Below are 25,580 nucleotides of genomic sequence, written 5' to 3'. Positions count from 1 at the left end.
CCGGGCCCCCCGTGCCTCGCTTCCGCCGGCGGACCGGCGGAAGGAGCGGCCAGGGCGCGTGCGCCGTTCCGCCGCCCCGTGCCGGCGGTGCCGGGCCGCGCCCCTTGCCGTGCCTCCACTCTCCCGTCCGCGCAGGTCGCGCCCCATCCGCGCGCGTACTCATCTCGGTGCCTAGGTACGGATACTCATGTCTGCGCGCACGGGCCCACCCCGCCGGGCGGTTCTCTGGCTACGATCGCGGGCGTGTCCGTACTCCCCCTGGTCTTCACGAGCGGCTGGGCCAGCGGCGTCAACGCCTACGCGGTGGTGCTGCTGCTCGGCCTCTTCGGCGCGACGGGGATCAGCGACGACGTCCCGCAGACGCTGCAGCGGCCCGAGGTGCTGATCGTGGCCGGCGTGCTGTTCCTGTGCGAGGCGGTCGCCGACAAGATCCCGTACGTCGACTCGGTGTGGGACTCCGTGCACACGGTGGTCCGGCCGCTCGCGGGCGCCTGGGTCGGGGCGCTGCTCGCCGGGCACAGCGGTTCGCTCACCGATGTGGCGGCCGGGCTGATCGGCGGGTCGGCGGCGCTGGCCAGTCACACCGTGAAGGCCGGGACGCGGATGGCGGTCAACACCTCGCCGGAGCCGTTCAGCAACATCGTCCTGAGCCTCGCCGAGGATCTCGGGGTGGGCGCGATCGTCTCGTTCGCGATGTTCCATCCACTGGCGGCGGCGGTCGTCGCGGGCGTCCTGCTCGTCACCGGCCTGGTGGTGCTGGTGTTCCTCGTCTCCCGTATCCGGCGCTTCCTGCGGCGCCGGGCCCGGCGGCGGGAGGAGCGGCGGGAGGCCTCCCGGGTCTCCGGGCCGCCGGGCTGACCCGCCCCGCACCGCCCGCGGGGCGGAGTGTCGGTGGCGGTCGATACAGTCGCAGGCATGGCACGGATTGCGGTGATCGGCGCCGGGATGGGCGCGATGGCGGCCGCTGCCCGGCTGGCCGTCGCGGGCCACCGGGTGGCGGTGTACGAGCGGGGCGAGACCTACGGCGGTGCGGTGCGCCGCTTCGAGCGGGACGGCTTCGCCTTCGACACCGGCCCCGGCCTGCTGACGCTGCCCGCGGTCTACCGGGATCTGTTCGTCAAGACCGGCAAGCAGCCCCTGGAGGACGTGGTCGAGCTGGTCCAGGTCGACCCGGCCGCCCGGCACGTCTTCGCGGACGGCACCGAGGTGTCCCTGCCGAACGCCTCGCGCGCGGGTGTCGTCGCGGCCCTGGACGAGGCACTGGGAGCGGGGGCCGGGCAGCGCTGGGGGGACTTCCTGGTCCGGGCCCGCGAGGCCTGGGACCGCACCCGCCGGCCGCTGCTGGAGGAGCCGCTGTGGCCCAACTGGCAGGTGCTGGCCGAGCGGGAGCCCTATCCGGCGGTCCCGCACAAGCGGCTGCTGCGCACCCGGCGGGCGGGCACCCTGGCGGAGATCGGCGCGTGGGAGCTGCGTGACGAGCGGCTGGCGGCCCTCCTGGACAGCCATGCCCTCGCCCACGGCCTCGACCCGCGGACCGCTCCGGCGAGCGCGGCCGTGCTGCCGTACATGGAGCACGCCTTCGGCACCTGGTACGTGCGCGGCGGCATCCGGGAGCTGGCGCGCGCGGTGTACGAGCGGTGCGTGCAGCGGAAGGTGGAGTTCGTCTTCGGCGCCGAGGTCACCGGGGTCGTGGAGAAGGACGGCCGGGCGGCGGGGGTCGAGCTGGCCGACGGGGCGGTGGCCGAGGCGGACTTCGTGGTGGCGCCGGGCCCCTGGCGGCTGGCCGGGACGGCCGGGGGCCGGACGCTGTACGGCGCGCACGACGTGGCGCCCGGGGCCGAGGACCGGTTCCCCGGCCGGGTCGTGGTGTGCCTGGCGCTGCGCGGCGCGCGGGAGCCCGGCGCGGTGCACCGCACGGTGGTGCACTCCGCCGTCGTGGAGGGCGGAGTGGACCTGTTCGGGCAGGGTGTGGCGTCCGGCCGCCCGGCGGTCCGCGTCGATCGGCCGGACGACCCGGCGTTGCGGCCCGACGGGGACCACGAGTCCGTGGTGCTGACGGCGACCGTGCCGTCCGCGACCGCTCACGACTGGGCCGCGCCGGGGGCCGCCGACGCCGTCGCGGACCGGATGGTCACCGCCGCCGAGCGGGCGGTGCCGGGGCTGCGCGAGCGGCTGCTGTGGCGCGAGGTGCGCACCCCGGTGCACACCGAGCGGGAGACGGGGGCCCGGGGCGGTGCGGTGCCGCCGCCCGCGCTGGCCGCGGACGGGGAGATCCTGCACCCCGCCAACAGCACGGCGCTGCCGGGCCTGTTCGCCGTCGGCGGCTGGTCCCACCCCGGTGGCGGGCTCCCGCACGCGGGCATGTCGGGCACCCTGGTGGCGGGCCTGATCGTGGAGGGGCCGGACTTCCGGGGCTCGCAGTGAGCCGAACGCCGGGAGCGCGGCCCGCGTTCACCGAGGCGGTCCCGACGGCTCGGGAACGGTACTGGGCCCGGGTCCGCCACCGGCCTCAGAAACGGTACTGCTCGTCGTAGCCGGTGCCGGGCTGCTGCTGCCCGTCCTGCTGGTAGGGATACGGCTGTTCCTGCGGGAGTTCGCCGCCGTAGGTGTCGTCGGTGCGCTGCTGCGGGACCCAGACGCCGCCGGGCGGGGTCCCGCCGTAGCCGCCGGTGCCGTAGGCGTCCTGGCCGTAGCTCTGCTGCTGGCCGTACTGCTGGTCGTAGCCCGTGGAGTAGGAGGCGCCGTAGGCCTGGGCGCCGATGTACGGGTCGGAGTAGTTGGCGTAGCTCTGCTGGCCGCCGGTGCCGTAGGCGTCCTGGGCGTAGCCCTGCTGCTGGCCGTAGCCCGAGTAGTCGTAGGCGTAGGCCTGCTCGGCGCCCTGGGGCTGGGCGGCGGTCGCGTAGCCGGCGGTGTCGCCGTAGACGCCGTAGGAGCCGGAGTCCTCCTCCAGAGGCTGGGGCTCGTAGACGGTGGTGGTCTCGGCGGCGGGATCGGGGGTGCGGATGGGGGTGAAGACGTCGTCGCGGTCGTAGTCGTCGTCGCCGTAGGCGAAGGCCTCGCCGGCCGGGCCGGCGTCCTGGCCGTCCGCCCCGTGCGCGGCCTCGAGGTCGGAGACCTCCAGCGTCGGGTCCTGGCGCTCCGCCCGGCCGCGGCGGCGCTTGCTGCTGCCGCCGGACCCGGCCTCCGGCCGCTTGACCGCCCAGCCGGCCGAGAAGCCGCGGCGGAAGGACAGCGTGACGTAGGTCTGGCCGATCGCGAAGGCGATCGCACCCAGACCGATCACGACGACGGACGGCATCAGCACGCCGAGGACGACGCCGAGGAAACCGGTGAACGCGAGCAGCCGCCAGCGCAGCCGCGCCTTGTACTGCAGCAGCACCTCGCCGAGCAGCCACAGTGCGACGACGCCGAACGCGATGTAGAGGACCGTCCAGCCCATGTACGCCCCTCTCCCAGTGGCCGCTACGCAGTGTGTCGTATCGCGGTGCGGCCGGTCTAGGCCTGCGGGGGATGGTGCAGGCCCAGGTTCTCGTAGATTTCCAGGGTCGCCGTGGAGTTGTTGAGCGTGATGAAGTGCAGTCCGGGCACTCCCTCGGCCAGCAGCCGTGCGCAGAACTCCGTGGCGAACTCGATACCGATGGAGCGTACCGCCGCCGGATCGTCCTTCGCTGTGAGGATCCGCTCTTTCAGGGCGTCCGGGAACAGGGCGGTGCTCAGCTTGGGCACGCGCTCCAGCATCTTCACGCTGGTGACCGGCAGGACCTCCGGGATGACCGGGGTCTCGCAGCCCGCGGCCGCCACCCGGTCGCGCAGCCGCAGATACGACTCCGGCTGGAAGAACATCTGTGTGATGGCGTAGTCGGCGCCCGCCCGGCACTTGTCGACGAAGTGCCGGACGTCGGTGTCCCAGTCGGTGGAGCGCGGATGCATCTCCGGGAAGGCGGCGACACCGACGCAGAAGTCGCCCGACTCCTTGATGAGCCGCACGAGTTCGGCCGCATAGGTCACGCCCCGGGGATGCGGCACCCACTCGCCCATCGGGTCGCCGGGCGGGTCGCCGCGCACGGCGAGCATGTTGCGGATGCCGGCGTCCGCGTACTGACCGATGATGTTGCGCAGTTCGGCGAGGGAGTGGTCGACCGCGGTGAGGTGGGCGACCGGGGTGAGCGTCGTGTCGACGACGATCTGCTGGGTCTCCCGGACGGTGGTCGTGCGCGTGGTGCCGCCGGCACCGTAGGTGACGGACACGAAGTCCGGCGCCACGGCCTCGACCCTGCGCAGCGCGTTCCACAGGTTCCGCTCGCCCTTGGGCGTCTTCGGCGCGTAGAACTCGAACGAGTACGTCGTCTTGCCGGTGGCGAGGATGTCGCGCACGGTGCGGGCGCGATCAGTCCTGGTGGATGCGGTTCCGAGGGCCATACCGGCAGGTTAGCCAGGGGTGGGCGGGCCCCCAACCGTATGGCGGAAATTTGCCCGAATTGCCGCTTCCTTGTCCACCCCTTGGACAAAAACCTGGACAGCGGCCCTGTCGGGGCGGGCGCTAGACCTGCCGGAGCCGCTTCGCGAGTGCGGCCGCCGCGTCTCCGGGGTCGTCCGCCTCGGTGATCGCGCGGACCACGACCACTCTGCGGGCGCCCGCGTCCAGTACCTGGTCCAGATTGCCGAGGTCGATGCCGCCGATGGCGAACCAGGGGCGGTCGGTGGCCAGGCCGGCGGTGTACCGGACCAGGCCGAGGCCGGGGGCGGACCGGCCGGGCTTGGTCGGGGTGGGCCAGCAGGGGCCGGTGCAGAAGTAGTCCACGCCGTCCTGGACGGCGGCCGCAGCGGCCTCGGACTCGGCGTGGGTGGAGCGGCCCACCAGGACGTCGTCGCCGAGGATCGCGCGGGCCGCGGGCACCGGGAGGTCGCCCTGGCCGAGGTGCAGCACGTCGGCGCGGGCCGCGTGGGCGACGTCGGCCCGGTCGTTGACCGCGAGCAGCTTGCCGTGGCGGGCGCAGGCGTCGGCGAAGACCTCCAGGTGCTCCAGCTCCTCGGCGGCCTCCATGCCCTTGTCGCGCAGCTGGACGATGTCGACGCCGCCGGCGAGGGCCGCGTCCAGGAACTCGGCGAGGTCGCCCTGCCGCTTGCGGGCGTCCGTGCAGAGATAGAGACGGGCGGCGGCGAGCCTGCTGCGAGCGGTGTCGGACATGCGTGGGTCCCCCCGGGTGATCGGTGTGTCCCTGAGCGTACGGACGACGCACACCATCGCATGCCCCGCCCCACGGCACGGACGCACCTGCCCGGGACGCGCGACGCCCATGCCGCGGGCAGCGGCGGCGTGGACGGCACCCGCGCCGCACGCGCCCCGTGCTGTGCGCGGCGCGGGCGGCGTTCGTCGGGCGGGGCTGTCAGACGGCGAGCGCCTGGGCGCGGCGCTTCACCTCCGTGCCGCGGTTCTCGTTCAGGGCCTGCGCGGGGGTGCCGGGCAGGGTCGGGTCGGGGGTGAAGAGCCACTCGATCATCTCTTCGACCGTGAAGCCGTCGTCCCTCAGGAGCGTCAGGGTGCCGGTGAGGCCCTTGACGACCTTGTCCCCGTCGATGAAGGCGGCGGGGACGTGCAGCGCCCGGTTCTCCCCGCGGCGCACGGCGATGAGCTGGCCCTCCTTGACCAGCTGCCGCACACGCGTCACCTCGACACCGAGCTGTTCGGCGATGTCGGGGAGGGTGAGCCAGGCGGGGACGAGAGCATCGATCTTTGCGTCAATCTCGGTCACGGGATCTAGCCTGCCATCCACCACTGACAGTCGGAAGTCAGACCGGTCCACCTGGGAGGACGCGCCTACGGAGCGGTGGCGTCCTTCAGCGGCCGGGAGGGGTCGGCCAGCGCCCCGGGATCCATGTGCCGGCCCGCCTCGATCAGCCGCCGCCCCTGGGCCAGGTCGCGCGGCCGGCCCACGGCCAGCAGGGCGACCAGCCGGTCCCCGCGCAGCCAGCACACCGTCCAGGCCGGGCCCGCCGGGTCGCCGCGCCACACCAGCCGGTCGGCGCCCGCGTGGTGGCCGGCGTACTGGACGAACCGGCCGAACTGCTCGGACCAGAAGTACGGCACCGGGTCGTAGACCACCGGCGTCTCGCCGAGGATGTTGGCGGCGACCGTGCGCGGGCCCTGCAGGGCGTTGTCCCAGTGGTGGACCATCAGCCGCTCGCCGTACCGGGCGGAGGGGAAGGAGGCGCAGTCGCCGACGGCGTACACGTCGGGCAGGGAGGTGCGCAGTCGGGCGTCGGCGACGACCTCGCCGTGCGCGCCCAGTGCGATGCCGGAGCCGGTCAGCCAGGCCGTGGCGGGCCGGGCCCCGATGCCGACGACGACGGCGCCCGCGGGCAGCCGGGTGCCGTCGGCGAGCACCACCGCGCCGGGCTCGACGCGCTCCACGCGCGCGTGGGTGCGCAGTTCGGCGCCCGCGTCCGCGTACCAGCCGGCCATCGGCGCGGCGACCTCGGCGGGCAGGGCGCCCGCGAGCGGCCGGCCGGCGGCCTCGACGACGGTGACGGCGCACCCGGCCTCGCGGGCGGCCGTGGCGAACTCGGCGCCGATCCAGCCGGCGCCGACGACGACGATGTCGTGCTGCCGGGCGAGGACGGGCCGCAGCCGTTCGGCGTCGTCCAGGGTGCGCAGCAGATGCACGCCGGGCACGCCCTCGGTGCCCGGCAGCCGGACGGGTTCGGCTCCGGTGGCGAGGACCAGCACGTCGTAGGGCACCGGCCCGGCCTCGGTGTCCAGCTCGTGCTCGGCGGGGCGCACGCCCAGCACCTCGCAGCCGAGCCTCAGTTCGACGCCGAGCGCGTCGAAGTCGACGTCGAAGGCGGAGCCCTCGGCCTTGCCGAGCAGGACGGCCTTGGACAGCGGCGGCCGGTCGTACGGCTGATGGGGTTCGGCACCGATGAGGGTCACGGTGCCGGTGAAGCCCTGTTCCCTGAGGGCGACCGCGGTCTGCACCCCGGCCATGCCCGCGCCGACGACAACCACCCGCCGCCCCGGTGACGTGCTCTGTCGCGCTGTCTGCTCGCTCACCCGATCACCATAGTCAACCGGCAGGTCGACTGACAGGGCGTCAGTCAGCGGACGTCCTCGGTGACCTGCTCCACCACGCTGGTCCCGGCGCCGTCCTGCGACTCCCACTGCCAGGTCTCCTCCAGCCGCACCCGCCCGTCCGGCAGCTCCACGACGGTCGAGACGCAGTGCCCCGAGGAGGTGGTGCCGTCGCGCTTCAGCTGCACGTACCGGAAGTCCAGCCGGTCGCCCCGCCGGGTGCCCACCAGATGGCCGCGCACGACGTCGCCGCCCGCGTAGTCGGCCCAGATCTCGCCGTCCTGCTCGTGGTAGGCGAAGCGGGTGCGGGTCCCCACCTGACCCGGGGCCTGATCGGCCACCGGGGCGAGGATCAGGCCGTCGAGCGACCGGGCCATGAACGAGGCTCCCTTACGAGTGCGGCGCCCTGCGGGCTAGGGTGGCCACCGTACAAGCACTCGCGGGAGCCCGGACGCACCGGGCTGAGAGGGAGGCTGGCGGCCTCCGACCGTACGAACCTGATCCGGGTCATGCCGGCGAAGGGAGGGGCTGGACGCCCATGTCGTCACGTACGTCCGACGTCCTCGTCATCGGGGGCGGCATCATCGGCCTGGTCACGGCCTGGCGCGCCGCGCAGCGCGGGCTCGCCACGGCCGTGGTGGACCCCGAGCCCGGCGGCGGGGCCGCGCGGGTGGCGGCCGGAATGCTGGCCGCGGTCACCGAACTGCACTACGGCGAGGAGACACTGCTCGCCCTGAACCTCGAATCGGCCCGGCGTTACCCGGAGTTCGCGGCCGAGCTGACCGAGCTGACCGGTCACGACCTCGGCTACCGCCGCTGCGGCACCCTCGCCGTCGCGCTGGACGCCGACGACCGCGCCCACCTGCGCGAGCTGCACGCCCTGCAGCAGCGCTGCGGGCTGGAGTCGGTGTGGCTCTCGGGCCGGGACTGCCGGCGTCTGGAGCCGATGCTCGCGCCGGGGGTGCGCGGGGGGCTGCGGGTCGACGGCGACCACCAGGTCGATCCCCGGCGGCTGGCGGCGGCCCTGGTGACCGCGTGCGAGCGGGCCGGAGTGGTGTTCCACCGGGCCTGGGCCGAGCGGCTGGAGGTCGCGGCGGGCCGGGCGACCGGTGTCACCACGGCGGACGGCACCGCGCTGCACGCCGGCCAGGTGGTGCTCGCGGCCGGCAGCATGAGCGGGCGCCTCGCGGGCGTGCCGGACGCCCTCCTGCCTCCGGTGCGGCCGGTCAAGGGGCAGGTGCTGCGGCTGACCGTGCCCCGGCGGTACGCGCCGTTCCTGAGCCGCACCGTGCGGGCCGTGGTGCGCGGCAGCCACGTCTATCTGGTGCCCCGGGAGAACGGAGAGCTGGTCGTCGGCGCCACCAGCGAGGAGCTGGGCTGGGACACGACGGTGACCGCGGGGGGCGTGTACGAGCTGCTGCGCGACGCCCACGAGCTGGTGCCGGGCATCACCGAGCTGCCGCTCACCGAGACCCGGGCCGGGCTGCGGCCCGGTTCCCCGGACAACGCGCCGCTGCTCGGCCCGTCCGGGCTGGACGGGCTGCTGCTGGCCACCGGGCACTACCGCAACGGCGTACTGCTCACACCGGTCACCGGGGACGTGATGGCCGAGGTGCTGGTCGGCGGCGAGCTGCCGGCCGAGGCCCGTCCGTTCGCGCCGGAGCGCTTCGGCGCCGTTCTCGAGGAGCAGCCCGCATGAGCATCTCGATCTCCGTCAACGGGCAGCGCCGGGACATCGCCCCGGGCACCGCTCTCGACACGCTGGTGCGGACCCTCACCGCGGCACCCTCCGGGGTGGCCGCCGCCGTCAACGAGACGGTCGTCCCGCGCGCGCAGTGGGCGGCCACCGCGCTCGCGGAGGGCGACCGCGTCGAGGTTCTCACCGCCGTGCAGGGAGGCTGAGCCATGGCCGACGATCCCCTGGTGATCGGTGGCGTGTCCTTCGGCTCACGGCTGATCATGGGCACGGGCGGCGCGCCCAGCCTGGAGTTGCTGGAGCGGGCGCTGGTCGCCTCCGGCACCGAGCTGACGACGGTCGCGATGCGGCGGGTGGACCCGTCCGTGCACGGCTCGGTGCTGTCGGTGCTGCAGCGGCTGGGCATCCGGGTGCTGCCGAACACGGCGGGCTGCTTCACCGCCGGCGAGGCCGTGCTGACCGCGCGGCTGGCCCGGGAGGCGCTGGGCACGGAGCTGGTCAAGCTGGAGGTCATCGCCGACGAGCGGACGCTGCTGCCGGACCCTGTGGAGCTGCTGGAGGCGGCGGAGACGCTGGTCGACGACGGGTTCACGGTGCTGCCGTACACGAACGACGACCCGGTGCTCGCGCGCAGGCTGCAGGACGTGGGCTGTGCGGCGGTGATGCCGCTGGGGTCGCCGATCGGGTCGGGGCTCGGCATCCGCAACCCGCACAACTTCCAGCTGATCGTGGAGCACGCGCGCGTGCCGGTGATCCTGGACGCGGGCGCCGGGACGGCGTCGGACGCGGCGCTGGCGATGGAGCTGGGGTGCGCCGGTGTGATGCTCGCCTCGGCGGTCACGCGCGCACAGGAGCCGGAGCTGATGGCGGCCGCCATGCGGCACGCGGTGGAGGCCGGCCGTCTGGCCCGGCTGGCCGGGCGGATCCCGCGCCGGCACTTCGCGGAGGCCTCCTCGCCGGCCGAGGGCCGGGCGCGGCTGGACCCCGAGCGCCCCGCCTTCTGATCGCGGACCCGTCACAGCTGTGCTGCAGTCCGTCACCGGCAGCGGCGCAGCGTGGGGCACTGTCGGCGGGTCCTCGTAGACTCCCCTGCGTGGATACGACCCTTCAGGACCCCCTCGTCGGGCAGGTGCTCGACGGCCGGTACCGCGTGGACGCGCGGATCGCGGCCGGCGGGATGGCCACGGTCTACCGGGCCCTGGACACCCGCCTGGACCGGGTTCTCGCGCTCAAGGTGATGCACCCGACCCTGGCGGCCGACGGGTCGTTCGTGGAGCGGTTCATCCGGGAGGCCAAGTCGGTCGCCCGGCTGGCCCACCCGAACGTGGTGCAGGTCTTCGACCAGGGCACCGACGGGTCGTACGTGTACCTGGCGATGGAGTACGTCGCCGGGTGCACCCTGCGCGACGTGCTGCGGGACCGGGGTGCGCTGCAGCCGCGCGCGGCGCTGGACATCCTGGAGCCGGTGCTCGCCGCGCTCGGTGCCGCGCACCGGGCCGGGTTCGTGCACCGGGACATGAAGCCGGAGAACGTCCTGATAGGGGACGACGGCCGGGTCAAGGTGGCCGACTTCGGGCTGGTGCGGTCCGTGGACACGGTGACCAGCACCACGGGCGCCGTGCTCGGCACGGTGTCGTACCTGGCGCCGGAGCAGATAGAGCACGGCACCGCGAACCCGCGCGTCGACGTCTACGCGTGCGGGGTGGTGCTGTACGAGATGCTGACCGGCTCCAAGCCGCATTCCGGGGACTCCCCGGCGCAGGTCCTCTACCAGCACATCCACGCGGACGTTCCGCCGCCCTCGGCGCTGGTGCCGGGGCTGCCGTACGAGCTGGACGAGCTGGTCGCCGCGGCCACCGCGCGCGTCCCGGACGTGCGGCCGCAGGACGCGGCGGCGCTGCTCGGGCAGGTGCTGCAGGCGCGGGCCGGGCTCGGTGCCGCGCAGCTCGACGCCCTGCCGCCGCAGGCGCTGGCCGCCGAGCACGACAGCGCCGAGGACCGGACGAGCGTGATCCCGCGCTCGCTGACGGTGCCCCGGCCGCTGCCGGTCAACGAGGAGGACGAGGGCCGGGCGGCGGTCCAGCACACCAGCCGGCTGGAGGCCCCGCCGGTCGCCGGGCGGCGTGCGCGGCCCCGGCGCGGGCTCCTGACCCTGATCGCCGCCGTCCTGGTGGTGTTCGGCGTGGGCGCCGGGGTCTGGTACATCAACTCGGGGCAGTTCACCAAGGTCCCGCTCCTGCTGGCCAAGACCGAGAAGCAGGCGCGGGCGCGGCTCGACGCGGCCGGGCTGAAGGTCAAGCAGGTCAAGCAGGAGTACAGCGACACGGTGCGGCGCGGCACGGTGATCAGCACCGACCCGGCGGCCGGGGCGCGGATCCGGAGCAACGACTCGGTGACGCTGGTGATCTCCCGGGGCCCCGAGATCGTGAAGGTGCCGGACCTGCACGGCGTCCCGCTGGGCAAGGCGCAGGCACAGCTGAAGGCGGCCGGGCTCGAGCCGGGCATGGTCACCCGGGAGTTCAGCGACGCCATCGCCCGGGGCGCGGTGATCGGCACCAGTCCCGACGCAGGCACCGGGCGGCACGCCGGCTCGGCGATCGCCCTGGTGGTCAGCAAGGGCAGCCCGGTCGACGTGCCGGACGTCACCGGGGAGGACCTGGACAGCGCCCGGCAGGATCTCCAGGAGGCCGGTCTGAAGGTGACCGTCTCCGCCCAGCGGGTCAACTCCGAGTACGACGCGGGGCAGGTCGCCCGGCAGACCCCGGTGGGCGACAGCCGGGCCGCCGAGGGCGACACCGTGACGCTGACGCTGTCCAAGGGCCCGGAGATGCTGAAGGTGCCGGACGTGACGGGCGACAGCGTCGACGACGCGAAGAAGGCGCTCGAGGACGCGGGCTTCCAGGTGAACGTGGACCGGGGGCTGCTCGGGCTCTTCGGCGACACGGTGAAGCGGCAGTCGGTGGCGGGCGGCGAGCGGGCGCCGAAGGGGTCGACGATCACGATCACCATCCGGTGACCGGGGGCGTCGCCGGACCGCGGTCCGGCGGGCCGGGGCGGCATGACACCCTGAACGGGTGACACCTCGGCGAAACACCCCCCTGCGCAACCCCGTCGGCAGTCATGTCCCCGTGGCCGGGGGCCTGCACACGGTGGGGCTGTCGTACGCGCGCGACCTGAAGGCGGAGACCGTGCAGGTCTTCGTGGCCAACCCGCGCGGATGGGCGACCCCGGCCGGGAACCCCCGGCAGGACGAGGCGTTCCGGCAGGCGTGCGCCGAGGAGTCGGTGCCGGCGTACGTGCACGCCCCCTATCTGATCAACTTCGGCTCGCACACCGAGGCGACCGTGGAGCGGTCGGTGGACTCGCTCAGGCACTCGCTGCGGCGCGGGCGGGAGATCGGCGCGCTGGGCGTGGTCGTGCACACGGGCAGCGCCACCGGCGGGCGGGCCCGGGAGGTGGCGCTGAAGCAGGTGCGGGAGCACATGCTGCCGCTGCTGGACGAGCTGACCCACGACGACGACCCGTTCCTGCTGCTGGAGTCGACCGCCGGGCAGGGCGCCTCGCTGTGCTCGCGCACCTGGGACTTCGCGCCGTACTTCGAGGCACTGGACGCCCATCCGAAGCTCGGCGTCTGTCTGGACACCTGTCACGTCTTCGCCGCCGGGCACGACCTGACCGGCCCGCACGGCATGCACCAGACCCTGGACCTGCTGGTCGAGACGGTCGGCGCGGGCCGGCTGAAGCTGATCCACGCCAACGACTCCAAGGACGTGGCCGGCGCGCACAAGGACCGGCACGAGAACATCGGCGCCGGGCACATCGGCGAGGACCCCTTCCGCGCCCTGATGACCCACCCGGCGACCGCGGGCGTCCCGCTCGTCATCGAGACGCCGGGCGGCAAGGAGGGACACGCGGCGGACGTGGAGCGCCTGAAGAAGCTCAGGGACGGCTGAGGCCCGGGGCGGTCAGAGTTCCGGTCCCTCCCCCGGCTCCTCCTGGTAGGAGTAGCGCTGCTCCTTCCAGGGATCGCCGACGTTGTGGTAGCCGCGCTCCTCCCAGAAGCCGCGGCGGTCGGCGGTCATGTACTCCACGCCCCGCACCCACTTCGGGCCCTTCCAGGCATACAGGTGGGGGACGATCAGCCGGACCGGGAAGCCGTGCTCGGCGGTGAGCAGTTCGCCGTCCTTGTGGGTGGCGAAGATCGTGCGGTCGGAGGCGAAGTCCGCGAGGCGCAGATTGGCGCTGAAGCCGTACTCCGCCCAGACCATCACATGGGTGACGTCCGGCGCCGGCGGGGCCTCGTCCAGGATCACGCGGGCGGGGATGCCGCCCCACTCCGCGCCGAGCATGCTGAACTTGGTCACGCAGTGCAGATCGGCCACCACGGTGGTGTACGGCAGGGCCGTGAACTCCTCGTGGTTCCAGGTGCGCTTGTCACCGTCGGCGGTGGCGCCGAAGACCCGGAACTCCCAGCGTTCGGGGCGGAACTTCGGCACGGGTCCGTAGTGCGTGACCGGCCAGCCACGCTGGAGTCGCTGCCCCGGCGGAAGCTCGGACCCTGCCGCTGCCCCAGACGCGCGCTCCACCGGATGACCCATGTCTCCATCCTGACAGACCTGGGGCAGTGCCCTTGACCACCCCTCTTTGAATCGGACAATCAGCATCAACTCAGCACGAACTTACTAAGTACGCACTTACTGGACGATCTTCGCCGCCGGTGCAATCATGCGGGCCGCACCCCTCCCCCGTCCCCCTTGTGGAAGGAGCCGCTGCGATGCAGGGCGACCCCGAGGTCATCGAATTCCTCAACGAGCAGCTCACCGGCGAGCTGACCGCGATCAACCAGTACTTCCTGCACGCGAAGATGCAGGAGAACTTCGGCTGGTACAAGCTCGCGGCGTACACGCGGCGCGAGTCGTTCGACGAGATGAAGCACGCCGAGGTGCTCACCGACCGGATCCTGTTCCTGGAGGGTCTGCCCAACTACCAGCGGCTGTTCCATGTGCGGGTGGGCCAGACGGTCCGGGAGATGTTCGAGGCCGACCGGCAGATCGAGGTGGAGGCCATCGACCGGCTGCGGCGGGGCATCAAGGTGATGCGCGAGAAGGGCGACATCACGTCGGCGAACATCTTCGAGGACATCCTCGCCGACGAGGAGCACCACATCGACTACCTCGACACCCAGCTGGAGCTGGTGGACAAACTCGGCGAGGCGCTCTACATCGCCCAGATCATCGAGCAGCCGAAAAGCTCGGACTGACGCGAGGGCTAGGCGGCGTCCGGGAGCTCGGTGAGCACCGGCCTGCCCTGGTCGGCCGACTCGCGGCGCGGACAGGCGCCCCGGCCGAGGAGGGCCTGGATGCGGCGGACGCACGAGCCGCAGTCGGTGCCCGCCTTGCAGGCGGACGCGATCTGGCGCGGGGTGCAGGCGCCGTCCTCCGCGTGCTGCTTGACCTGGGCCTCGGTGATGCCGAAGCAACTGCACACGTACACGCGGATTCCACCTCCCGGACGGGATCGCTCGTCGACTGCCGCCCCGTTCCCGCATTCCGGTTCCCGGTGAGGCAAACCTAACCTTACCTGCCCCTCGGAGGACCGCAACAGTGCGAAGGGGCGCGGACCGGTGTGATCCGCGCCCCAGATCGCCGGGCCGGGCTACTGGTCCCGGTACATCTCCGCGACGAGGAACGCCAGGTCGAGGGACTGGCTGCGGTTCAGCCGCGGGTCGCAGGCCGTCTCGTAGCGCTGGTGCAGGTCGTCGACGAAGATCTCGTCGCCGCCGCCCACGCACTCGGTGACGTCGTCGCCGGTCAGCTCCACGTGGATGCCGCCCGGGTGGGTGCCGAGCGCCTTGTGGACCTCGAAGAAGCCCTTGACCTCGTCGAGCACGTCGTCGAAGCGGCGGGTCTTGTGCCCCGAGGCGGCCTCGAAGGTGTTGCCGTGCATCGGGTCGGTCACCCAGGCCACGGTGGCACCGGAGGCGGTGACCTTCTCGACCAGCTCGGGCAGCCGGTCGCGGACCTTGTCGGCGCCCATGCGGACGATGAAGGTCAGCCGGCCGGGCTCCCGGTCGGGGTCGAGGCGGTCGATGTACTGCAGCGCCTCCTCGGCCGTCGTCGTCGGGCCGAGCTTGATGCCGATCGGGTTGCGGATCCGGGAGGCGAACTCGATGTGCGCGTGGTCGAGCTGCCGGGTGCGCTCACCGATCCACACCATGTGCGCCGAGACGTCGTACAGCTTGCCGGTGCGGGAGTCGACCCGGGTCAGGGCGGACTCGTAGTCCAGCAGCAGCGCCTCGTGCGAGGAGTAGAACTCGACGGTCTTGAACTCCTCCGGGTCGGTGCCGCAGGCCCGCATGAAGTTCAGCGCGTTGTCGATCTCCCGCGCGAGCTGCTCGTAGCGCTGGCCGGACGGGGACGACTTCACGAAGTCCTGGTTCCAGGCGTGCACCTGGCGCAGGTCGGCGTAGCCGCCGGTGGTGAAGGCGCGCACCAGGTTCAGCGTGGAGGCGGACGCGTGGTACATCCGCTTCAGCCGCTCCGGGTCCGGCACGCGCGCGGCCTCGGTGAAGTCGAAGCCGTTGACGGAGTCGCCGCGGTAGGTCGGCAGGGTCACGCCGTCGCGGGTCTCGGTCGGCTTGGAGCGCGGCTTGGAGTACTGGCCGGCGATCCGGCCCACCTTCACCACGGGCACGGAGGCCGCGTAGGTCAGGACGGCACCCATCTGGAGCAGCGTCTTGAGCTTGTTGCGGATGTGGTCGGCGGACACCGCGTCGAAGGCCTCGGCGCAGTCGCCGCCCTGGAGAAGGAACGCCTCTCCCTTGGCGACGGCCGCCATCCGGGCGCGCAGCTGGTCACACTCGCCCGCGAAGACGAGCGGCGGATACGACTCGAGGTCCGCGATCACTGCGCGCAGAGCCTCGGCGTCGGGGTACTCGGGCTGCTGCGCCGCGGGCAGGTCTCGCCAGGTGTTGCCGGCGCTCGGGCCGGTCTTAGCGTTCACGGTCACCCCTCAAACATTACGGGGTCGTGTCGAGTGGTTTTTGCCCGGCTCGAAGAGTGAGACGGACTGATTACCCCGTGGACCGACGGACGTGCGGTAGGGTTCCCCCCATGTTCGCGCCGTCGATCCAGAACTGGTGGTGGACCGCTCATCCGGCGGCCCACTGACTGCGCGTACGCTCGACTTCGCGAAGGCCGCCCGAGGGGCGGCCTTCGGCGTGTCCGGGGTCGTTCCTCCTCACCGACGGAAGAGGAACCATGGACCCGGCACAGCTGCTGCACGACCCCCGCCCCTTCGCCCTGCTCCGCCGCCGCACGCCCGGCCGGGACGAGCAGACGGTGGAGGTGCTGGTCGGCCCGGTGACCCCCCGCGACCGGCTGGCCGACCTGCCCGACGAAGGCCTGGCGCTCGTCCCGTTCCGGCAGATCCGCGAGCGCGGCTTCGACGTCCGCGACGACGGCACCCCGCTGCTGGTGCTGACCCCCGAGGAGTCGTACGAGGTCCCGCTGGAGGAGGCCCTGCGGGCGCTGCCCGCGCACGACGTGCGGGTCGAGGGCGGCCGCTTCGACGTCGGCGACGAGGAGTACGGCGAGATCGTCGGGCGGGTGCTGCACGAGGAGATCGGCCGCGGCGAGGGCGCGAACTTCGTCATCCGGCGGACGTACGAGGGCGAGATCCCCGGCTTCGGACGGGCGGACGCGCTCGCGCTGTTCCGGCGGCTTCTGGAGGGCGAGCGGGGCGCGTACTGGACCTTCGTCGTGCACACCGGGGACCGGACGCTGGTCGGGGCGAGTCCCGAGGTGCACGTCAGGATGTCCGGCGGCACGGTCGTCATGAACCCGATCAGCGGCACGTACCGCTATCCCGCCGAGGGGCCGACACCGGAGCATCTGCTGGACTTCCTCGCGGACGGCAAGGAGATCGAGGAGCTCTCCATGGTCGTCGACGAGGAGCTGAAGATGATGTGCACCGTCGGCGACATGGGCGGCGTGGTCGTCGGCCCCCGGCTGAAGGAGATGGCACACCTCGCGCACACCGAGTACGAGCTGCGCGGGAAGTCCTCGCTGGACGTGCGCGAGGTGCTGAAGGAGACCATGTTCGCGGCGACGGTGACCGGGTCGCCGGTGCAGAACGCCTGCCGGGTGATCGAGCGGCACGAGTCCGGCGGCCGGGGGTACTACGCGGGGGCGCTGGCGCTGCTCGGCAAGGACTCCGGGGGCGCCCAGACCCTGGACTCCCCCATCCTGATCCGCACCGCCGACATCCTGGCCGACGGCCGGCTGCGCGTCCCGGTCGGCGCGACGCTCGTGCGGGGCTCCGACCCGGCGGGCGAGGTGGCGGAGACGCACGCGAAGGCGGCGGGTGTGCTGGCCGCGCTCGGCGTACGGCCCTCCCGGCCGCGCGCGGAGCGGGAGCGGCCCGGGCTGGCCGACGACCCCCGGGTGCGCGCGGCGCTGGACGGGCGCCGGGCCTCGCTCGCGCCGTTCTGGCTGCGGATGCAGGAGCGGTCCGCGTCGCTCGACGGCCACGCGCTCGTCGTCGACGGCGAGGACACCTTCACCGCGATGCTGGCGCACGTGCTGCGCTCCGGCGGGCTGGAGTTGACGGTCCGGCGGTACGACGAGCCCGGACTGCGGGAGACCGTGCTCGCGCACGAGGGGCCGGTCGTGCTCGGGCCGGGCCCCGGCGACCCCGCGGACCTCGCCGACCCGAAGATGCGCGTCCTGCGGGGGCTGACCGCCGAGGTGATCCGGGAGCACCGGTACGGCGTGCTCGGGGTCTGCCTGGGCCACGAGCTGATCGCGGCGGAGCTGGGCCTGGAGATCGTCCGCAAGGAGGTGCCGTACCAGGGGGCGCAGACCACGATCGACCTGTTCGGGCGGCCGGAGACCGTCGGCTTCTACAACAGCTTCGTCGCCCGCTGCGACGACCGGGCCGCCCGCGAGCTGGCCGCGCACGGGGTGGAGGTGAGCCGGGCGGAGAACGGCGAGGTGCACGCGCTGCGCGGGCCGGGCTTCGCGGGGGTGCAGTTCCACCCGGAGTCGGTGCTGACCCTGAACGGCGCGGCGGTCGTGCGGGAGCTGGTCGGCCGGTTGCGCGGGGCGAGCAGGGCCACGTGAGGGGGCGGACCCGGGGACTGCCGCGGTCCCCGGGTCCGCCAGAACGAGCCGGACGAGCCGGACGAGCCGTCAGCCGAAGAAGACCCCGACCTCCTCGTACAGCTTCGGGTCGACCGTCTTCAGCTTCGCCGTGGCCTCGGCGAGGGGCACGCGGACGATGTCGGTGCCGCGCAGGGCGACCATCTTGCCGAAGTCGCCCTCGCGGACGCAGTCGACGGCGTGCAGGCCGAAGCGGGTGGCGAGCCAGCGGTCGAAGGCGCTGGGGGTGCCGCCGCGCTGGATGTGCCCGAGGACCGTGGTGCGGGCCTCCTTGCCGGTGCGCTTCTCGATCTCCTTGGCGAGCCACTCGCCGACCCCGGACAGGCGCACGTGCCCGAAGGAGTCCAGCGAGTCGTCCTTGAGGACCACCTGGCCGTCCTTGGGCATGGCGCCCTCGGCGATGACGACGATCGGCGCGTACGAGGCCTTGAAGCGGGAGGTGATCCAGGCGCACACCTGGTCGAGGTCGAAGCGCTGCTCGGGGATGAGGATGACGTTGGCGCCGCCGGCCAGGCCCGAGTGCAGGGCGATCCAGCCGGCGTGACGGCCCATCACCTCGCAGACCAGGACCCGCATGTGGGACTCGGCGGTGGTGTGCAGGCGGTCGATGGCCTCGGTGGCGATGTTCACGGCCGTGTCGAAGCCGAAGGTGTAGTCGGTGGCCGACAGGTCGTTGTCGATGGTCTTGGGCACGCCCACGCAGGGCACGCCGTACTCGTCGGACAGGCGTGCCGCCACGCCCAGGGTGTCCTCGCCGCCGATCGCGACGAGCGCCTCCACCTCCTGCTTGGCCAGGTTCTCCTTGATCCGGCGGATGCCGCCCTCCACCTTGAGGGGGTTGGTGCGCGAGGAGCCGAGAATGGTGCCGCCGCGGGGCAGGATGCCGCGCACCGCGGGGATGTCGAGACGGACGGTGTCGTTCTCCAGGGGCCCCCGCCAGCCGTCCCGGAAGCCGACGAAGTCGTAGCCGTACTCCTGCACGCCCTTGCGGACGACGCCCCGGATGACGGCGTTGAGCCCGGGGCAGTCGCCGCCTCCGGTCAGTACTCCGACCCGCATGCCACTTGTCCCTTCGCTGCGGTTACCTGACGCTCACTCACGGTAAGGGTGATGTGCGTCACGCAGCGAGAGGCGGGGACGGTGATTCCGGTGAACCGCGCGGACGCCGGTTTACCGCCGGCGCCGGTTCACTCGTCGTCGAGGCCGCGCTCTATCGCGTAGCGGACCAGCTCGACCCTGTTGTGCAGCTGCAGCTTGCCGAGGGTGTTCTGGACGTGGTTCTGGACCGTGCGGTGGGAGATGACGAGGCGTTCGGCGATCTGCTTGTAGCTCAGGCCCTTGGCGACCAGGCGCAGCACCTCCGTCTCGCGGTCCGTCAGCCGCGGGGCGCCTGGCTCGTCGGTGTCGGGGGCGGGCGCGGGTTCGGAGGCCAGGCGCCGGTACTCGCCGAGGACCAGTCCGGCCAGGCCCGGGGTGAACACCGGGTCGCCGACGGCGGTACGGCGCACCGCGTCCAGCAGCTCCTCGGTCGAGGCGGACTTCAGCAGGTAGCCGGTGGCGCCGGACTTCACGGCCTCCAGCACGTCGGCGTGCTCACCGCTCGCGGACAGCACCAGGACGCGCAGGGCCGGGTTGTGGGCCACCAGCTCCTTGCACACCTGCACGCCGGGCTTGGCGGGCAGGTTGAGGTCCAGCACGAGGACGTCCGGGGCGGCGGCCTTGGCGCGGCGCACCGCCTGCTCGCCGTCGCCGGCGGTGGCGACCACCTCGAAGCCGGACTCGGCCAGGTCCCGGGCGACCGCGTCGCGCCACATGGGGTGGTCGTCGACCACCATGACCTTGATCGGGTCCTGCTGCGTCATCGCTTCTCCGCCTTCCCCCGCGCCGCGCCGGCGCCCTTCGGTACCTTCAGTTCGACTTCCGTGCCCTGTCCGGGGACGGAGATCAGCTCGGCGCTGCCGCCGAGGTCGCGCAGCCGGCCGCGGATCGACTGGGCCACGCCCAGCCGGCCCTCGCCCTCGGCCTGGGCGAGCCGGCCCTCGGGGACACCGGGGCCGTCGTCCCGCACGGTCACGATGATCTCTTCTGGCTCGTCCTCGACCAGGATCCAGGCGCGGGCCCGTTCACCCGCGTGCCGGCGCACATTGTCCAGCGCGGCGCCGACCGCCGCGGCCATTTCCCGGGCGGCCGCCGGCGGCAGCGGGACCGGGGCGCCGGGCTCGGCGAGGCTGACCCGTGCTCCGGCATACGGGGCGAGCAGGGTCCGCAGGTCGACGGGACCGTCGTCGTCCGGGACGTCCACGGCGCGTACGACGGCTCCGGCGGCCGCGTCCTCCGAGACCCGGGAGACCGGCAGCAGCCCGCCGGAGACCAGCGTGCGCAGGGCCACCTCCTGTTCTCCGGCCAGCCGCCCCAGTTCGGCCGCCTCCCCGCCGATGACCGCGCCGCGCCGCTGCACCATCGCCAGCACCTGGAGCACGCTGTCGTGGATGTCCCGGGCCAGCCGCTCCCGCTCCCGGGTCGCGGCCTCGATCTCCAGGGCGCGGGCGAGGGTGCGCTCGGAGGCGCGGGCGACCTCGACGACGTAGCCGATGGCGATGGAGGCGACCCAGACCAGGATCACGTTGTGCACGGTGTCCCGGGCGGGGCTGCCGCGCTCGACCAGGTTGACGGCGGCGACGGCCGTGGAGGCGACGGCGGCCCAGCGCCAGCCGCCCTTGAGGGCGAAGGCCAGCACCGAGCCGGCGGTCCATATCGACGGCAACGTGGGGCCGCCGCCGGCGATCCGCTCGTGGCTGTCGGCGAGGGGGGTGAGCAGGATGCCGGTGAGGGCGACGGTCAGGTCGGCGGCCAGGAAGCGCTTGGTGCAGGCGGCCGCGTTCGCGACCCGGGGCAGGGTGGCCACCGTCCAGACGACGAGGACGGCGTAGTAGCCGACGGCGATCCAGGGCCGTACGAAATGCTCGTAGGCCGTGGCGCACAGGCCGATGGCGTACAGCATCGTCAGGACGCGATACCCGGTGAGCGCACGCCACAGCGGCAGCTCCACCGACATCCGCAGAACCCGCTCCCGCTCGGCCATGCCCCCGCTCCCCCCGCTCTCCCCGCTCTCCCCCGGAACTTCCGCTGCCGCTAGGAGTCGGCCTTCTTCTTCTCGGCCTCCTTGGCCGCCTTCGCCGCCTCCGCGATCTGGCGCTTGGCGGCGGTGGCGTACATGTCGACGTACTCCTGGCCGGAGAGCTTCATGATCTCGTACATGACCTCGTCGGTCAGGGCGCGCAGGACGAACCGGTCGTGCTCCATGCCCTGGTACCGGCTGAAGTCCAGCGGCTTGCCGATGCGGATGCCGGGCCGCATCAGCTTGGGCATCACCTTGCCGGGCGGCTGGATCTTCTCGGTGTCGATCATCGCGACCGGGATGACCGGCGCGCCGGTGGCGAGCGCCACGCGCGCGAGGCCGCCGGGCTTGCCCCGGTACAGCCGGCCGTCGGGCGACCGCGTGCCCTCCGGGTAGATGCCGAACAGCTCACCGCGCTCGAGCACGTCTATGCCGCTCTTGATCGCCGCCTCGCCCGCGCCGCGCGCCCCGGAGCGGTCCACCGGGAGCTGTCCGACGCCCTTGAAGAAGGCCGCGGTGAGGCGGCCCTTCACGCCGGGGGTGGTGAAGTACTCGGCCTTGGCGATGAAGGTGACCTTGCGGTCCAGGACCGCCGGCAGGAAGAAGGAGTCCGAGAAGGAGAGGTGATTGCTCGCCAGGATGGCGGCGCCCTCGGGCGGAATGTTCTCCAGGCCCTCCACCCAGGGTCTGAAGGCGACCTTCAGTGGCCCTCCGATGGCGACCTTCATCGTGCCGTACAACACCCGCGTGCCTCCTGTTTCCGTCGATCAGACCTTATCCCGGAGTTCCGCCGATGGACCCGACGACCCTGGTCGGTGTCGGTGCGGTCGCGTACGGTGAGGCACATGCCAGTTCTCCCCGGCGCCGAGCCGTACCGCCATGAGGGCGGGGAGGTGGGTGTCCTCCTCTGTCACGGCTTCACCGGCTCGCCCCAGTCGCTGCGCCCCTGGGCGGAGCACCACGCGGCGCACGGCCTGACCGTGTCGCTGCCGCTGCTGCCCGGGCACGGCACCCGCTGGGAGGACATGCAGGTCACCGGCTGGCCGGACTGGTACGCGCAGGTGGACCGAGAGCTGCGGCTGCTCTCCGACCGCTGCTCCCGGCTGTTCGTCGGGGGCCTGTCGATGGGCGGGGCGCTGGCGCTGAGGCTCGCGGCCAAGCACGGGGAGCGGGTCACCGGCGTGATGACCGTGAACCCGGCGAACCGGGTGCACGGCCTGTCCGCCCACGCCCTCCCGGTCGCCCGGCACCTGGTGCGCACGACGAAGGGCATCGCCAGCGACATCGCCAAGGGCGGGGCGGCGGAGCTGGGGTACGACCGGGTGCCGCTGCACGCGGCGCATTCCCTGAGGGCGTTCCTGCGCCGGCTGGACGGCGAGCTGCCCCAGGTGACCCAGCCGTTGCTGCTGCTGCGCAGTGCGCGGGACCATGTGGTTCCGGCGGGCGACTCGGCGCGGGTCCTGAGCCGGGTGTCCTCCGTCGACGTAACGGAGGTCGTGCTGGAACAGAGCTACCACGTGGCGACGTTGGACCACGATGCGGACCGGATCTTCGAGGAGAGCCTCGCCTTCATCGGCCGGCTCGCACCCAGTGTCGGCAAGGAAGGGACGGCCGCAGTTGGCTGAGCACGACTCCGACCGCGAGGACCGCGAGCCGGACGAGACGAAGGTGCCCTTCGACGAGGAGGCCGCCTGGCAGGCGATCGTCGCGGCGTACGGCGAGGAACCGCCGGACCCTCCGGGCGCCAAGCCCTACAAGCCGTTCAGGCCGGTGGAGGATCTCGCGCTGCCCGAGAAGGACGTCCGGGAGGAGGGCGCCGACGACCCCGGTGAGCCGCGCCCGCCCGTCCGGCCGCTGGGCAGCTCGGTCTCGTTCGCGCCCGGTGTCGGCCCGCGCGACCACCGGGCGCCTGAGCCGTCCGAGGACGACTTCGACGAGGACGACGAGGGCCACTTCGTGCCGCCCGAGCCGCCGCCGCTGCCGGACTCCGACACGACCGCCAGGTTCGCCTGGCTCGGGGTCGTCGGAGGGCCGGTCCTGCTGCTGCTCGCGGTGGTGCTGGGCTGGCAGATGACCTGGTGGCTGACCACGCTGGGCATCGGCGGCTTCCTGGGCGGCTTCGCGACGCTGGTGATGCGGATGCGGACGGACGAGGACGAGGACGACGACCCCGGGCGCGGGGCGGTCGTGTGATCCGCTAGGACGCCGGGACTTTGAGGGCGGCCAGGACCGGGAGGTGGTCCGTGGCCGCCCTCAGGTCTGTCTCGGTGATGCCGGGCTGGTCCAGGGGCACGCCGCAGCCCAGTACGTCGACGCCCTTGGTGGCGAAGATCGCGTCGATGCGGCGGTGGGGTCCGGTGCGGGTCCAGGTGTGCTCGCCGCCCCACGGCGCGGTGGCCCGGCAGTCCTGGAGACTCGCGGCGAGCCTGCGGAAGGTGCGGCCGTCCGGAGGGTCGTTGAGGTCGCCGCCCGCGACGGCGTGCTCGACGCCGAGTCCGGCCAGGCGGTCGAGAAGCATTCCGCCCTGCTCGTACCGCTCGTCGCTCCGCAGACCGAGGTGACAGCTGATCACTCCCAGGCGGGCGCCGCCGAACCGCACGACGGCGGTGGCGAGGCCGCGCCGGTGCTCGCCCGGGGTGAGCGGCAGCAGTACGTCCTCGGTGCGTTCGACGGTGGCCCGGAGCGAGCAGAGGATCGCGGGGCCGGCCGCCGTGGCACCGCCCGTGAGGATCACCTGGCCGGAGTCGGCGGCGAGCCGGGCGAGCTTCTTGCGCCAGCGGAAGAAGCGGGGGGCTTCCTGGACGAGGACCAGGTCGGGGGCGCAGGCGGTGATCACTCGGGCGAGGGCGTCGGTGTCGTCGCGCATCGAGCGGATGTTGTAGCTCAGGACGCGGACGAGGGCGGAACCATCCGGTTCGGTACGCGAGTTGGGGAGCAGCGTGGTGGTCGCCATACGATCAACATACGACGATGCCCGCCGTCCCGGGAGCGGACTCGGCGGGCACTGCCGTAGGGGCTCACTACATGATCGGGTCGGGCTCCCGGGCCAGGTCGGCTGCTCCCACCAGGCCTGCCTTGTTGCCGAGCTGGGCGGCGATCACGTCGGCCACCGGGCGCCAGTTGCCGCCGACCAGCCAGCGCTTGTAGGACTTGCGGATGGGGTCGAGGACCAGGTCGCCCTCGTCGGAGAGGCCGCCTCCGACGATGAAGGCGGAGGGGTCGAAGAGGGACGCGAGGTCGGCGAGGCCCGCGCCGGCCCAGCGGGCCAGCTCGCGGTAGGAGTCGACGGCGACCGGGCAGCCCTGGCGGGCGGCCATGGAGATGTGCTTGCCCTCGATGCCCTCGGGGGTGCCGTCGCCGAGGGCCAGCAGGATCTCGGCACGCTCGGGGGTGGCGTTGGCGCGCTGCTTGGCGTAGCGGACGAGGGCGCGGCCGGAGGCGTACTGCTCCCAGCAGCCCTGGGAGCCGCAGCCGCACAGCAGGCCGTCCGGGACCATGCGGATGTGGCCGAACTCGGCGGCCACGCCGAAGTGGCCGCGGCGCAGCTTGTTGCCGATGATGATGCCGCCGCCGAGGCCGGTGCCGAGGGTGATGCAGATGACGTTGCGGTGGCCCTTGCCCGCGCCGAACCTGTACTCGCCCCAGGCGGCCGCGTTGGCGTCGTTCTCCACGACGACCGGCAGGCCGGTGCGGGCCTCGACCTTCTCCTTCAGCGGCTCGTTGCGCCAGTCGATGTTGGGCGCGAAGTAGACGGTGGAGCGCTGCCGGTTGACGTAGCCGGCGGCGCCGATGCCCACGCCCACGATCTCGTGCCCCGCGCGTGCGCCCTCCACCGCCGAGGCGATGGCGTCGATGATGGCCTCGGGCGTGGTGGGGGTCGGCACCTTGAAGGTCGAGAGGATGTTGCCTTCCTCGTCGACCACGCCGGCCGCGATCTTCGTGCCGCCGATGTCGACGCCGATGGTGAGTCCCATGAATCCCTCAGTTTCGGTCGAGCCCCGCTACGGCCAACCGTACCCGAGGCCCTGCCGGGGGAGGGTTTCAGTCCAGGTCGATGCGTTGCCCCGGACCGGTGCCCTCGCCCCCGTCGGGACGGTCGGGCCGGTCGTCGTCCAGGTCGGCCGCCCGGGTGGTCCAGCGGTGCTCCTGGGCCTGGACGGCGGAGCGGTAGGCGGCCAGTAGTTCGGTGCCGGCCGCGGCGAGGTGGTCGAAGACCTCCGGGTTGCGTTCCACGACGGGCTCCACGGCGGCCTTGGCCTGCTGGACGACCTGGCGCACCACCTGCTGGGCCGCGGGGCCGGCCAGGGTGCCGAGGAGGGGGGACTGCAGGCCGGACAGCTTGTCGGCCACGGTGTCCATGAACCTGCGCAGCTCCTCGGCGGCGGAGCCGGGGGGCGGGCCCTGCTCGGCGCGGCGGCGGGCCTTCTCGGCCGCGAGGTCCTCGGCGCAGGCCGTGGCCCAGGCGTCGGCGTCGGTCGCCCGCTGTTCCGCCTCGGGGGGTTCGGGTGCGGGGCGCTCTTCGCTCATGGCGGACTC

The 25,580-nt window shown here is 73.0% G+C and carries 28 protein-coding genes and 1 riboswitch; of the genes, 12 read left to right on the top strand and 16 right to left on the bottom strand.

Annotated features, from left to right (window positions below; all coding sequences use genetic code 11):
* The first annotated feature begins 243 nt into the window (after positions 1-243).
* Both ACZ404_RS17540 and ACZ404_RS17535 read left to right on the top strand, forming a co-directional pair.
* Entirely contained in the window at positions 244-858 is a 615-nt protein-coding gene (locus ACZ404_RS17540) for a DUF4126 domain-containing protein (protein ID WP_468440720.1), read from the top strand.
* A 57-nt stretch (positions 859-915) separates the two neighbouring features.
* Complete coding sequence (locus ACZ404_RS17535) at positions 916-2,424, top strand: phytoene desaturase family protein (RefSeq protein WP_468440718.1); 1,509 nt, start codon at positions 916-918, stop codon at positions 2,422-2,424.
* 85 nt (positions 2,425-2,509) lie between these two features.
* On the opposite strand, the gene ACZ404_RS17530 is transcribed toward ACZ404_RS17535, so the two are convergent.
* From ACZ404_RS17530 to ACZ404_RS17505, 6 genes are all read right to left on the bottom strand, one after another.
* Positions 2,510-3,439: an SCO2102 family sporulation regulator gene (locus ACZ404_RS17530; protein WP_468440716.1), complete on the bottom strand. Its 930-nt coding sequence runs from the start codon at positions 3,437-3,439 to the stop codon at positions 2,510-2,512.
* Between the two features lie 56 nt (positions 3,440-3,495).
* Positions 3,496-4,419 carry a methylenetetrahydrofolate reductase [NAD(P)H] gene (gene metF, locus ACZ404_RS17525; RefSeq protein WP_468440714.1) on the bottom strand — a complete coding sequence of 308 codons (924 nt, stop codon included), beginning with the start codon at positions 4,417-4,419 and terminating at the stop codon, positions 3,496-3,498.
* A gap of 121 nt (positions 4,420-4,540) precedes the next feature.
* The gene (thiE, locus tag ACZ404_RS17520; protein WP_468440712.1) at positions 4,541-5,188 is read right to left on the bottom strand and encodes a thiamine phosphate synthase; all 648 of its coding nucleotides are present in this window, start codon (positions 5,186-5,188) and stop codon (positions 4,541-4,543) included.
* A gap of 199 nt (positions 5,189-5,387) precedes the next feature.
* Positions 5,388-5,753: an Rv2175c family DNA-binding protein gene (locus ACZ404_RS17515; protein WP_468440710.1), complete on the bottom strand. Its 366-nt coding sequence runs from the start codon at positions 5,751-5,753 to the stop codon at positions 5,388-5,390.
* Between the two features lie 65 nt (positions 5,754-5,818).
* Positions 5,819-7,051, bottom strand: a complete 1,233-nt coding sequence (locus tag ACZ404_RS17510; RefSeq protein WP_468440708.1) for an NAD(P)/FAD-dependent oxidoreductase — start codon at positions 7,049-7,051, stop codon at positions 5,819-5,821.
* 44 nt (positions 7,052-7,095) lie between these two features.
* Positions 7,096-7,446: an avidin-fold protein gene (locus ACZ404_RS17505; protein ID WP_468440706.1), complete on the bottom strand. Its 351-nt coding sequence runs from the start codon at positions 7,444-7,446 to the stop codon at positions 7,096-7,098.
* Between the two features lie 52 nt (positions 7,447-7,498).
* Positions 7,499-7,610, top strand: a riboswitch (TPP riboswitch).
* Here ACZ404_RS17505 and thiO point away from each other — a divergent pair.
* From thiO to ACZ404_RS17480, 5 genes are all read left to right on the top strand, one after another.
* A complete protein-coding gene (gene thiO, locus ACZ404_RS17500; RefSeq protein WP_468440704.1) occupies positions 7,608-8,768 on the top strand; it encodes a glycine oxidase ThiO in 1,161 nt (386 codons plus the stop codon). Its footprint overlaps the riboswitch before it by 3 nt.
* Positions 8,769-8,770: 2 nt before the next feature.
* Positions 8,771-8,971: a sulfur carrier protein ThiS gene (thiS, locus tag ACZ404_RS17495; protein ID WP_468441367.1), complete on the top strand. Its 201-nt coding sequence runs from the start codon at positions 8,771-8,773 to the stop codon at positions 8,969-8,971.
* A 3-nt stretch (positions 8,972-8,974) separates the two neighbouring features.
* A complete protein-coding gene (locus ACZ404_RS17490) occupies positions 8,975-9,769 on the top strand; it encodes a thiazole synthase (RefSeq protein WP_468440702.1) in 795 nt (264 codons plus the stop codon).
* Positions 9,770-9,858: 89 nt separating this feature from the next.
* The gene (gene pknB, locus ACZ404_RS17485; protein ID WP_468440699.1) at positions 9,859-11,781 is read left to right on the top strand and encodes a Stk1 family PASTA domain-containing Ser/Thr kinase; all 1,923 of its coding nucleotides are present in this window, start codon (positions 9,859-9,861) and stop codon (positions 11,779-11,781) included.
* Between the two features lie 58 nt (positions 11,782-11,839).
* On the top strand, positions 11,840-12,718 hold the full coding sequence (locus tag ACZ404_RS17480; RefSeq protein ID WP_468440698.1) for a deoxyribonuclease IV: 879 nt from the start codon (positions 11,840-11,842) through the stop codon (positions 12,716-12,718).
* Positions 12,719-12,730: 12 nt separating this feature from the next.
* Here the strand turns inward: ACZ404_RS17480 and ACZ404_RS17475 are convergent, their stop codons facing one another.
* The gene (locus tag ACZ404_RS17475; RefSeq protein ID WP_468440695.1) at positions 12,731-13,363 is read right to left on the bottom strand and encodes a sulfite oxidase-like oxidoreductase; all 633 of its coding nucleotides are present in this window, start codon (positions 13,361-13,363) and stop codon (positions 12,731-12,733) included.
* A gap of 176 nt (positions 13,364-13,539) precedes the next feature.
* Between ACZ404_RS17475 and bfr the strand changes: the two genes are divergently transcribed.
* Positions 13,540-14,025 (top strand): bacterioferritin, encoded by a 486-nt coding sequence (gene bfr, locus ACZ404_RS17470; protein WP_468440693.1) that lies wholly within the window; start codon positions 13,540-13,542, stop codon positions 14,023-14,025.
* 8 nt (positions 14,026-14,033) lie between these two features.
* Here the strand turns inward: bfr and ACZ404_RS17465 are convergent, their stop codons facing one another.
* Both ACZ404_RS17465 and ACZ404_RS17460 read right to left on the bottom strand, forming a co-directional pair.
* Entirely contained in the window at positions 14,034-14,258 is a 225-nt protein-coding gene (locus ACZ404_RS17465; RefSeq protein ID WP_468440691.1) for a (2Fe-2S)-binding protein, read from the bottom strand.
* 162 nt (positions 14,259-14,420) lie between these two features.
* Complete coding sequence (locus ACZ404_RS17460; RefSeq protein WP_468440689.1) at positions 14,421-15,773, bottom strand: class II 3-deoxy-7-phosphoheptulonate synthase; 1,353 nt, start codon at positions 15,771-15,773, stop codon at positions 14,421-14,423.
* A 104-nt stretch (positions 15,774-15,877) separates the two neighbouring features.
* Between ACZ404_RS17460 and ACZ404_RS17455 the strand changes: the two genes are divergently transcribed.
* Positions 15,878-15,934, top strand: coding sequence for a trp operon leader peptide (locus tag ACZ404_RS17455; protein ID WP_073491895.1), 57 nt, complete (start codon positions 15,878-15,880; stop codon positions 15,932-15,934).
* A gap of 90 nt (positions 15,935-16,024) precedes the next feature.
* On the top strand, positions 16,025-17,887 hold the full coding sequence (locus ACZ404_RS17450) for an anthranilate synthase family protein (RefSeq protein ID WP_468440688.1): 1,863 nt from the start codon (positions 16,025-16,027) through the stop codon (positions 17,885-17,887).
* 69 nt (positions 17,888-17,956) lie between these two features.
* On the opposite strand, the gene ACZ404_RS17445 is transcribed toward ACZ404_RS17450, so the two are convergent.
* From ACZ404_RS17445 to ACZ404_RS17430, 4 genes are all read right to left on the bottom strand, one after another.
* The gene (locus ACZ404_RS17445) at positions 17,957-18,985 is read right to left on the bottom strand and encodes a 6-phosphofructokinase (protein ID WP_468440687.1); all 1,029 of its coding nucleotides are present in this window, start codon (positions 18,983-18,985) and stop codon (positions 17,957-17,959) included.
* A gap of 128 nt (positions 18,986-19,113) precedes the next feature.
* Positions 19,114-19,788, bottom strand: a complete 675-nt coding sequence (locus ACZ404_RS17440; RefSeq protein WP_468440686.1) for a response regulator — start codon at positions 19,786-19,788, stop codon at positions 19,114-19,116.
* Entirely contained in the window at positions 19,785-21,008 is a 1,224-nt protein-coding gene (gene macS, locus ACZ404_RS17435; protein ID WP_468440684.1) for a MacS family sensor histidine kinase, read from the bottom strand. Before macS ends, ACZ404_RS17440 begins: the two co-directional genes overlap by 4 nt.
* A 50-nt stretch (positions 21,009-21,058) precedes the next feature.
* Positions 21,059-21,787 (bottom strand): lysophospholipid acyltransferase family protein, encoded by a 729-nt coding sequence (locus ACZ404_RS17430; protein ID WP_468440682.1) that lies wholly within the window; start codon positions 21,785-21,787, stop codon positions 21,059-21,061.
* A 102-nt stretch (positions 21,788-21,889) separates the two neighbouring features.
* Here ACZ404_RS17430 and ACZ404_RS17425 point away from each other — a divergent pair, with 102 nt between their 5' ends.
* Positions 21,890-22,669: an alpha/beta hydrolase gene (locus ACZ404_RS17425; RefSeq protein ID WP_468440680.1), complete on the top strand. Its 780-nt coding sequence runs from the start codon at positions 21,890-21,892 to the stop codon at positions 22,667-22,669.
* Entirely contained in the window at positions 22,662-23,237 is a 576-nt protein-coding gene (locus ACZ404_RS17420) for a hypothetical protein (protein ID WP_468440678.1), read from the top strand. Before ACZ404_RS17425 ends, ACZ404_RS17420 begins: the two co-directional genes overlap by 8 nt.
* A gap of 4 nt (positions 23,238-23,241) precedes the next feature.
* Here ACZ404_RS17420 and ACZ404_RS17415 read toward each other — a convergent pair whose 3' ends face one another.
* The 3 genes from ACZ404_RS17415 to ACZ404_RS17405 all read right to left on the bottom strand — a co-directional run bounded on the left by ACZ404_RS17415 (position 23,242) and on the right by ACZ404_RS17405 (position 25,571).
* Entirely contained in the window at positions 23,242-23,997 is a 756-nt protein-coding gene (locus tag ACZ404_RS17415; RefSeq protein WP_468440676.1) for an endonuclease/exonuclease/phosphatase family protein, read from the bottom strand.
* Positions 23,998-24,064: 67 nt separating this feature from the next.
* Positions 24,065-25,018 (bottom strand): ROK family glucokinase, encoded by a 954-nt coding sequence (locus ACZ404_RS17410; RefSeq protein WP_468440674.1) that lies wholly within the window; start codon positions 25,016-25,018, stop codon positions 24,065-24,067.
* A 67-nt stretch (positions 25,019-25,085) separates the two neighbouring features.
* Positions 25,086-25,571 (bottom strand): DUF5304 domain-containing protein, encoded by a 486-nt coding sequence (locus tag ACZ404_RS17405; protein ID WP_468440672.1) that lies wholly within the window; start codon positions 25,569-25,571, stop codon positions 25,086-25,088.
* Positions 25,572-25,580: the final 9 nt, after the last annotated feature.

Source organism: Streptomyces sp. NPDC030798 (assembly GCF_055572275.1).
Note: the sequence above shows the minus strand (reverse complement) of the source record. Positions and strands in the feature narration are given on the sequence as shown.